Origin of the sequence: Paraburkholderia hiiakae (assembly GCF_904848665.1) — a bacterium.
Taxonomy (GTDB): domain Bacteria; phylum Pseudomonadota; class Gammaproteobacteria; order Burkholderiales; family Burkholderiaceae; genus Paraburkholderia; species Paraburkholderia hiiakae.
This window is the reverse complement of record NZ_CAJHCQ010000037.1, coordinates 33,461-41,570: the sequence shown is the minus strand read 5'-3', so window position 1 is coordinate 41,570 and position 8,110 is coordinate 33,461. Positions and strand designations below refer to the sequence as shown.

Annotated in this window: 8 protein-coding genes and 1 pseudogene; 5 read left to right on the top strand and 4 right to left on the bottom strand. The window is 62.2% G+C overall.

Annotated features, from left to right (window positions below; genetic code table 11):
* Positions 1–105: 105 nt before the first annotated feature.
* A pseudogene (locus JMY28_RS37585) lies at positions 106–462 on the top strand (solute carrier family 23 protein); the annotation flags it as partial.
* 32 nt (positions 463–494) lie between these two features.
* On the opposite strand, the gene JMY28_RS37580 reads toward JMY28_RS37585, so the two are convergent.
* From JMY28_RS37580 to JMY28_RS37570, 3 genes are all read right to left on the bottom strand, one after another.
* A complete protein-coding gene (locus JMY28_RS37580) occupies positions 495–707 on the bottom strand; it encodes a hypothetical protein (RefSeq protein ID WP_201700945.1) in 213 nt (70 codons plus the stop codon).
* Between the two features lie 540 nt (positions 708–1,247).
* The gene (locus JMY28_RS37575; RefSeq protein WP_201700944.1) at positions 1,248–1,613 is read right to left on the bottom strand and encodes a hypothetical protein; all 366 of its coding nucleotides are present in this window, start codon (positions 1,611–1,613) and stop codon (positions 1,248–1,250) included.
* Positions 1,614–1,617: 4 nt separating this feature from the next.
* Complete coding sequence (locus JMY28_RS37570) at positions 1,618–2,445, bottom strand: SDR family oxidoreductase (RefSeq protein ID WP_201700943.1); 828 nt, start codon at positions 2,443–2,445, stop codon at positions 1,618–1,620.
* Between the two features lie 100 nt (positions 2,446–2,545).
* Between JMY28_RS37570 and JMY28_RS37565 the strand changes: the two genes are divergently transcribed.
* Positions 2,546–3,460 (top strand): LysR family transcriptional regulator, encoded by a 915-nt coding sequence (locus tag JMY28_RS37565; RefSeq protein WP_201700942.1) that lies wholly within the window; start codon positions 2,546–2,548, stop codon positions 3,458–3,460.
* Positions 3,461–3,693: 233 nt separating this feature from the next.
* Here JMY28_RS37565 and JMY28_RS37560 read toward each other — a convergent pair whose 3' ends face one another.
* Positions 3,694–4,602, bottom strand: a complete 909-nt coding sequence (locus JMY28_RS37560) for a LysR family transcriptional regulator (RefSeq protein WP_236597223.1) — start codon at positions 4,600–4,602, stop codon at positions 3,694–3,696.
* 141 nt (positions 4,603–4,743) lie between these two features.
* Here JMY28_RS37560 and JMY28_RS37555 point away from each other — a divergent pair, with 141 nt between their 5' ends.
* Genes JMY28_RS37555 through JMY28_RS37545 form a run of 3 tightly spaced genes read left to right on the top strand, consistent with a single transcriptional unit; the run spans position 4,744 to position 8,057 of the window.
* Entirely contained in the window at positions 4,744–5,538 is a 795-nt protein-coding gene (locus JMY28_RS37555; protein WP_201700947.1) for a gamma-glutamyl-gamma-aminobutyrate hydrolase family protein, read from the top strand.
* Positions 5,539–5,576: 38 nt separating this feature from the next.
* Positions 5,577–6,680 (top strand): M14 family metallopeptidase, encoded by a 1,104-nt coding sequence (locus JMY28_RS37550; RefSeq protein WP_201700940.1) that lies wholly within the window; start codon positions 5,577–5,579, stop codon positions 6,678–6,680.
* Between the two features lie 39 nt (positions 6,681–6,719).
* On the top strand, positions 6,720–8,057 hold the full coding sequence (locus JMY28_RS37545) for an MFS transporter (protein WP_201700939.1): 1,338 nt from the start codon (positions 6,720–6,722) through the stop codon (positions 8,055–8,057).
* The last annotated feature ends 53 nt before the right edge of the window (positions 8,058–8,110 follow it).

Below are 8,110 nucleotides of genomic sequence, written 5' to 3'. Positions count from 1 at the left end.
TGAACTCTGCCGTGTACACCTGGTGCGGTACCTTGAACATCTCTGCTTTCCTTCCTTTGGGTCGAGTTTATACGCGACCTGCTGGAAGGCGAAATTTCAAGGGAAGCTCACGGACGCACGGGCTTCGTGGCCGTAGTCGCGGGGCTATGCTTTCTCCCGTTCCTGTTCCTCTCGCCGCTGCTCTCGCTCGTGCCGGCGATCGCGACTGCGCCAGCACTAATTCTCGTCGGCGTTTTCATGATGGAATCGATCACGAAGATTGAATGGCATCAATTCGACGAAGCGATCCCGGCGTTCATTGCAATGATTCTGATTCCGCTAACCTATTCGATCAGTGACGGAATCGCGTGGGGCTTTCTGAGCTTCGTCGTGCTGAAGCTGTTCGTAGGACGAGTAGAGGAAGTCAAACCGGCGATGTGGGTGGTCGCCGCGCTTTCGGTACTTTTGCTCGCCCAGCTTTGATTCCCTCGATGAGTGCCCGCACATCGGGGGACTCAGGGCGGACGAAAACGGTGTTGCGCTTCAGATTCGAGGTCGCCGAGGAAGCGCCGATCAGGAATGTCTGTTGTCGAGAGAGTTGAACGATGGCCGCCAAGTCGACGCTGACGAAATGTGGCGATATTTTTCCTTAAAGAGTCGCCTAAAAACGTGATGCGATCAGCGAAGCTTCTACTTCCCGCTTGTTCTGCGTCCGTGGATTCGTTCATTTTTTCTGTCTCCACCCACATCAACTGCTTCGGTGGCGTCGAGGGTCTCAGGGATTAACACGACATCTGTGAGTGTCGCGGAGACGCCGATCGATGCACCCGCCATAAGCGGATCGCGGCAAGAGCGACTCGTGGGCGCGATACCGGGACTACGCACGCCGGTCGGCCCTGTGCTTTTCGCTTTCCGTTTCACTAGAAAGATACCGTCCGATCCCTTATTACAGGCCTGCGACGCCGCTCATTGAACGCATACAAACATCTGAACGTTACGAGCTTACCGGCGGGCGACCCAACAACAGCTTTTCGCCGCGATCCGTCGAAAAACTTGCATCGAACTCGGCTATGTCATACGGTCGGATGAGGCGCTCGCCGCGGGGAGCGCTCGAGCGCGCGCTGCGTTGAGAGTGGGGGCCTCCGACACGTTGCTTGTGACCGAATGCATGCGTGCATTCGCTCATGCGAAGCGTCAGCGTTCGCCACCACGGGAGAAATACGATGGCCACACGAGTCGCAGAAGGATGGTAAGCGTAGGGCCACGGATCAGTGGCGAGCCTTGCCGCGGCATGATTTTTCGCGCAGTTGTTTGGCAGGGATTTCTCGGTAATCTTTTTCGAACCGGTGGGGCCAATGCAAAGAATCGACTGGTACAAGGGCTTTGAGGTCACCGTAAGGCTTGAGTCCGTGCGGGCTGTTTCGAAGGAGTTCGCGCTCGGACGGTCGTCGGGGTACGTTGCCGTCGTGAGTGTCTGTACAGCGGAACCGAAGAGGCCGATCGGCGTCCCCATTCGGCTCGTCGCCGAAGGGAACCGGGTTTTCGAAACGGAAGACGAAGCCTTCACCGCGAGTTTTACCGCCGCACAGCACGCAATCGACAACAAGGTTGACCATTAACATCAGGTCAACCATTCGACTACGCATCTTCCATCACCGACAACGCGATCTCCTTCTGCGCCTCCAGGATCTCAAGCTGCCTCGTCAGCGACGCGCGTATCGATTCGTACGCGGACTTACCCAGCGCAAGCCGAAACGGTGGGGACGGACTGTCGATCGTGGTGATCATCGCGTCGACTGTCTTTGCTGCATCCGCAAATTCGAAGTAGCCGGCGTCGAGCGCGCGCCGGATTTCACCGACGGGCGTGGCGTCGTACGCGCTCATCGGCACCGCGCGATCGAGGCCAGTGCCGAAGTTCGTGCGCGTCGGACCGGGTTCCATGATCACGAAGTCAATGCCGAACGGACCGACTTCCTTTGCGGTCGCCTCGACGAAGCCCTCGATACCCCACTTGCTCGCTTGATAGACGCTAAAGGCGGGATAGCCTATTCGTCCGCCTTCCGACGACACCTGCACGATGCGCCCACCGCCTTGTTCTCGCAGACGTGGAATGACCGCGCGGATCAACTGGATTGACCCCGTCAGGTTCGTCGCGATTTGCCGTGCGATCTGAGCGTCGCTCAGTTCTTCGGCCGCACCAAAGAGGCCATAGCCCGCGTTGCTGACAACGATGTCGATGCGCGAGAGCGCCGCAAATGCCTGCGCGACGGCGGCGCTAATGGCATCGACGCTCGTCAGGTCGCATTCGACGACATGCAGACGGTCGCCGTATTGAGCCAGCAGATCGTCCAGTGCACGAGGCTTGCGCAGCGTCGCGACGATGCCGTCACCGCGGGCAAGCAGTTGTTCCGTTAGTCCGCGACCCAGGCCGCTTGAGGCGCCCGTTATCAGCCAGTTCTTCGTCATGCTCACTCTCCGTTGGAAGGATTGAGAGTTCATGCTAGAACGGTAGGATTCGTTGGAGAAGTACCGCTAATCCGCATCATGTGTTGAAGGAAATTCACCAATGAGCAAAGCGACTCTCGCCGATCTGCGTGCCTTCATGATCGTCGCCGCGCGGCGTAGCTTCGTGCAGGCCGCGGGCGAACTGGGTGTGTCGCGCTCGGCGCTGAGCCATGCGATGCGCGGGCTCGAAAGCGATCTGGATGCGCGCCTGCTGAACCGGACCACCCGCAGCGTGTCGCTGACGGAGGCGGGCGAGCGACTGCTCGCGCGTCTGCGCCCTGTGCTAAGCGATCTCGATCATGCGCTCGACGACGTCGCGCGCGACGACAAGGCGCTTCGCGGCACGCTTCGGATCAATGGCAGCGACGGAGCGATCCGGCAATTGCTGCAGACCGTCGTTCCGCGCTTTCTGGCGAGGTATCCGCAGATGGAACTGGACCTCGTCTCGGAAGGGCGGTTCGTCGATATCGTCGCCGAAGGCTTCGATGCGGGTGTGAGGCTCGGCGAGGCTGTACACAAGGACATGATTGCGGTGCGCGTCAGTGAAGATTTGCGCTTTCTTGCCGTGGCGTCGCCGCGTTACCTGCGCAAGCATGGGTGGCCCGCTGTGCCGGAGGAGTTGCAGACGCATCGCTGCATCCGGCAACGTCTACCGAGCGGCAAACGCTATCGCTGGGAGTTCACGCGTCACGGGCAGGAGTTCACGATCGATCCGCCCGGCGTGCTCACCCTCGACAGCAATACGCTGATGCTCGAAGCAGCGCTGGACGGACTCGGCATTGCATACGTGCCGGAGCCTTATGCGCGTGACGCGCTGGTACGCAAGCGGCTCGTCGCGGTGCTGAGTGACTGGTGTCCGTTCATTCCCGGCCTTTTCCTCTATTTTCCCGGTAACCGGCATATTCCTGCGGGGTTGCGGGCGTTTATCGACTTGTTGAGGGAGTTTCCCGATAGCGAGTCCGACGCGTCGAGGTAATTCCAGCAACCGCTCGCTTCGCACTGCTTTTGAAGCAACCTTGGGCCACGCCAGGGCTCTATCGGCTACTCCACTCCGAAGCCGCCCTAAAGGTCGAGTTGGCTCGACGGACCGTAACGGTTCGTAAGTGCGTATTCAGCTTCGGTGAGACGGTCACTCATGGTCGCTGCTATGCGAACGTCAGGATAGAAACGAGGAGCGCAAAATCCGGCGATTTTTTTAAAACAATCGGCTCACGGCCTACTGGCCTTACCAGCGGCAATCCGCGCGCCGACCCTGGAAAAACAGTCGGCAACAATCTCGAATGCCTGCTGCGCAGCGGGCACGAGCGTGCGCTCGGCGTGATGCACGATGCCCAGCGTCAGGTCCATCACGAGTGGCGGGTCGACGGCGAGCGCCGCCGCATCGCCAGATTCCAGTTTCGAGATGATCGCGAGTTCGGTCAGGGCGACGATTGCGTCGCTCTTTTGCAGAACGCTGTGAACCGTGCCGACGTCATCGGTGGTCACGGAGAAATAATCGATGACGGGCGCACTCAGACCATAAAGGTCGCCCAGGCGCCGGGCCAGCGAGGGTTCGACGTAGCCGGCGGCAATGAGCGGATACGCTCGCATATCGTCGAACGTCACCTTCCGCTTGCCCGCGAGCGGATGCCCACGCCGCGCGAACCAGCCGAAGGTGCAGGGGTACAACGCAATGACGCGCAAATCGGCATGCTCTCGCGCGACGCGAATATCGCCGACAAAAAAATCGAGGCGTTCGGCCAGCAGCGCGGCCACTAGCCGTTCGGATGTTTCGATCACGCTATGCAGTCTCACCCCGGGCGACTTGCTCATCAAACCGAGCATGATGGGCTCGAGGAGAATGGGCGCGAGCGACGAACCCATTCCGAACGCCAGCGATCCCGATTCGCCCGATTGCATCAGCGCCAGCAGCCGTGCGCCTTCCTTTTCGTCGAGAATGATCCGCCGCGCGCGAGGCTCGTAGGCTTGTGCGTAGGGCGTCGGCCGCAGCCGGCGCTCGGTTCGGTCAAAGAGCGGTACGCCCAACAGTTCTTCCATCGAGCGGATGCTGCGGGAAAGTGCGGGCTGGCTCAAATGAACAGCTTCAGCCGCCGCCGCAAGCGAGCCGTGATCGAGCAAGGCGAGAAAGTGCCGGATCTGGCGGGTATTCATTGGGTGGACTCACTTGCAGAAACTGCATTGTATCCCCCAGAAATACGCAATGTACACAAGTCGCATGGCTGCTTAGACTGCGCGGGCATTGACTCACTCTTCACGCCCATGCCTCTCGATACGACCCCACCCCAGCGCCGCCCGGTTGTCGGCATCATCGCCGATAGCATCGAGCACTACGGGCATCGCGGGCATTCCGTCCTGCACGGCTACGTGCGTGCCGTCGCCACGATCGCGCGAGCGTTGCCCGTGCTGTTGCCGGCCTGCACCGAAGCCCTGGACGGCGAGACGCTGGCCGCGACCCTCGACGGCATCGTGCTGACCGGCAGCCCTTCCAATGTCGCCGCCGAGCGCTATGGTGCTTCGCCGCTGTCAGCAACGACAAGACAGGATCCTTGGCGCGATTCGGCCGTGCTCGACGTGTTGCCGGGCCTGATCGCAGCCGGTATCCCGACGCTCGGCATTTGCCGTGGCTTGCAGGAACTCAATGTGATGTATGGCGGCACGCTCGAAGCCGCGGTTCACGCACAGCCTGGCCGGCTCGATCATCGCGAGGGCGATCACGACCGTCCCATCGAGCGCTGGTACGACGACAGCCACGCCGTTCGGATCATGCCCGGCGGTGTGCTCGACAAGCTCGCCACGAACCCTGTGGCGCAGGTGAATTCGCTGCATCACCAGGGAATCGACCGCCTGGGCGATGGGTTGCGCCCGGAGGCCGTCGCTACTGACGGACTTATTGAGGCGTTCTCGATTGGCTCCGCGCCGCAATTCACGCTGGCTGTTCAGTGGCACCCCGAAATGCGCATCGACGACAGCCCGCTATCTCTCGCCATTTTTGAAGCCTTTGGCGCCGCTTGCCGTTCGCGCCGGGACCAGCGCGTACCCATTGCGCGCGATTGACGCGCTCCAGCGAGATACATAAAACAACCGATCGAATCATGTCGAACACTCAATTCCGCGCACTGTTCAGTCGCACCTACGCTGAAGCGCGCGACAAATTCCTCAATGCTGCCGCCGCACGGGGCCTCGCCGTCGACTCGCATGTCCTGCCGCTCGAAGGCAAAGACGGAGAAACGCTCGCGACCGATGTCGTGCTGGATGGGCCGCGTGATGCTGCGAAACTCGTGATTCTCATCAGCGGCGTGCACGGCGTGGAAGGCTATTGCGGCTCCGCCATCCAGACCGGCGTGCTGGGTCTCGGGCCTGTCTCCGGCGCCGACACTGCCGTGCTGCATATCCATGCCGTCAACCCTTATGGCTTTTCGCATTCTCGTCGCGCGACACAGGAGAACGTCGATCTCAACCGCAACTTCGTCGATTTCAGCGCCTCGCAGCCAGTGAACGAGCGGTACGCACAAATCCACGACCTGCTGTTGCCGGCCACGTGGCCGCCCGCGGACGACAACGAATCGACGCTCGACCAGTTGCGCAGGCAATGGGGCGCGCGCGGCTTTCAGCGCGCAGTCGGACTGGGCCAGTACGTCTTCGCGGACGGGCTTCACTACGGCGGCGCCGAACCGGCATGGAGCAATCGCACGTTCCGCCGGATTCTTCGCGAGTACGCCCAGCGTTGCCTTCGCATCGGCTCGATCGACATTCATACGGGCCTCGGTCCCTATGGCCACGGCGAGCGGATTTTCGCCTGTCTCGATGAAGGCGGCGCTTTGGCGCGCGCCCGCCGGTGGTGGGGCGACGATGTGACCTCGGTGAATCAGGGCACGTCGACCAGCATTCCGATGACCGGCCCGATTCAGTACGGTCAGTTCGAAGCGTGCCCGCAGGCCGAGCACACCAATGTCTGCCTGGAGTTCGGTACGCATCCGCCGTCGCTTGTGCTGCCCGCATTGCGTGCGGAGCACTGGCTGCATCGAAGTGGCGGCGCCGACGTGGCGCAGGCCGCGTCGATTCGCCAGGCGCTCAGGGACGCGTTCTATCCGCAGGCCGACGACTGGCAAGCCGCGATCTGGCAACAGGGACGCGACGTATTTCTGCAGACCGTGCGCGGCTTGCAGGAGGCAGCGAACACGACCGAGGCCGGTTGAAGCGTACGCGAACGATCAGCCCAGGATAACGGAGACATCATGCGTTCTACCCTTGTCGACGCGCCCGGCAATTGCCCGGGCGCCCCAAACACAGAGCCGGCCGGAGCCGTAAGCGGCGTGCGACCGGTCATCAGCCGCAAGGCCGTTGCGGCGGCTGTTACCGGCAATGCGCTCGAATTCTACGATTTCGTGATTTACGCGTACTTTGCCGTCTATATCGGGCGCGCTTTCTTTCCGGTCGGTGGCCAGTACGGGAGCCTGCTGCTTGCGGCGGCGACGTTCGGCGTGGGTTTCTTCACGCGCCCGCTAGGTGCGGTGTTGATCGGCGCTTTTGCCGATCGCGCGGGCCGCAAGCCCGCACTCATTCTCACGGTCGCGCTGATTACGGTTGGCACCCTGGGCATGGCCGCCACGCCGTCGTACGCGAGCATCGGCATGGCGGCGCCGCTCATCGTGGTGCTGTGCCGGCTCGTGCAAGGCTTTGCGCTAGGCGGCGAGGTCGGTCCGGCGACGGCGCTCCTCATCGAAGCCGCACCGCCCGGGCGGCGTGCGCTCTATGCAAGCTGGCAGCTCGCAAGCCAGGGCATCGCGGTTGCCGTGGGGGGCATGTTCGGCGTTCTGGTATCGATGACGTTGCGCGCGGACCAGCTGGCGGCGTGGGGCTGGCGTATTCCGTTCATCGTGAGCCTGCTACTCGTTCCTGTGGCTGTCTATATTCGCCGGAGCCTGCCCGAAACGCTCGAAGACAACGACGGTCGTACGGCATCCGAAGTATTGGGCGGCGTCGTTCGCACGCATCGGCGCTATCTGGTGCTGGGCGTGTTGATGACGTTGTCGGGCGCGGTCTCCTCGCAGATCGGCAACTACATGACGACCTACGCGATCCAGACGCTGAAGCTGCCGCCAACGATCGCGCAGACCAGCGCACTGGTCGGCGGCCTGTTGACTTTCGCGGGCGGGTTGCTCGGCGGATGGCTGTGCGACATGCGCGGCCGCAAGATCGTGCTGATTGCACCGCGCGTGCTCCTGATGCTGTTGAGCGTGCCGATGTTCCTGTGGCTCCAGGCCGCGCCGGGCGCAATGAGCTTCCTGCTGGTGACGGTGATTCTCGCTTTGCTGACGGCCATGAGCGCGACGGCGGCGATGGTGGTCATGCCCGAGCTGTTGCCCGCGGCTTTCCGTAGCACGGGTGTGTCGCTCGTCTACGCGATCGGCACGACGCTGTTCGGCGGCACCACGCAGTTTGCCGTCACGGCCCTGATTGCCTGGACCGGCAGCCCGATGGCGCCCGCCTGGTACATGGCGGCGACCAGCGTGCTGAGCCTTGCCGCCATGGCAATGCTCCCCGAAACACGCAACGTGGACGTGTCCAGATAGCCCACCGGGCCCTGCGCGGCAGCGCCCGCTCCGGGCCGGCTACATGCAGCACC

What these genes read in the sequence shown, in the direction of transcription:
- JMY28_RS37580 (WP_201700945.1), bottom strand. Translation starts at nt 707, where the DNA reads ATGAACGAATCCACGGACGCAGAACAAGCGGGAAGTAGAAGCTTCGCT.
- JMY28_RS37575 (WP_201700944.1), bottom strand. Translation starts at nt 1,613, where the DNA reads ATGGTTGACCTGATGTTAATGGTCAACCTTGTTGTCGATTGCGTGCTG.
- JMY28_RS37570 (WP_201700943.1), bottom strand. Translation starts at nt 2,445, where the DNA reads ATGACGAAGAACTGGCTGATAACGGGCGCCTCAAGCGGCCTGGGTCGC.
- JMY28_RS37565 (WP_201700942.1), top strand. Translation starts at nt 2,546, where the DNA reads ATGAGCAAAGCGACTCTCGCCGATCTGCGTGCCTTCATGATCGTCGCC.
- JMY28_RS37555 (WP_201700947.1), top strand. Translation starts at nt 4,744, where the DNA reads ATGCCTCTCGATACGACCCCACCCCAGCGCCGCCCGGTTGTCGGCATC.
- JMY28_RS37550 (WP_201700940.1), top strand. Translation starts at nt 5,577, where the DNA reads ATGTCGAACACTCAATTCCGCGCACTGTTCAGTCGCACCTACGCTGAA.
- JMY28_RS37545 (WP_201700939.1), top strand. Translation starts at nt 6,720, where the DNA reads ATGCGTTCTACCCTTGTCGACGCGCCCGGCAATTGCCCGGGCGCCCCA.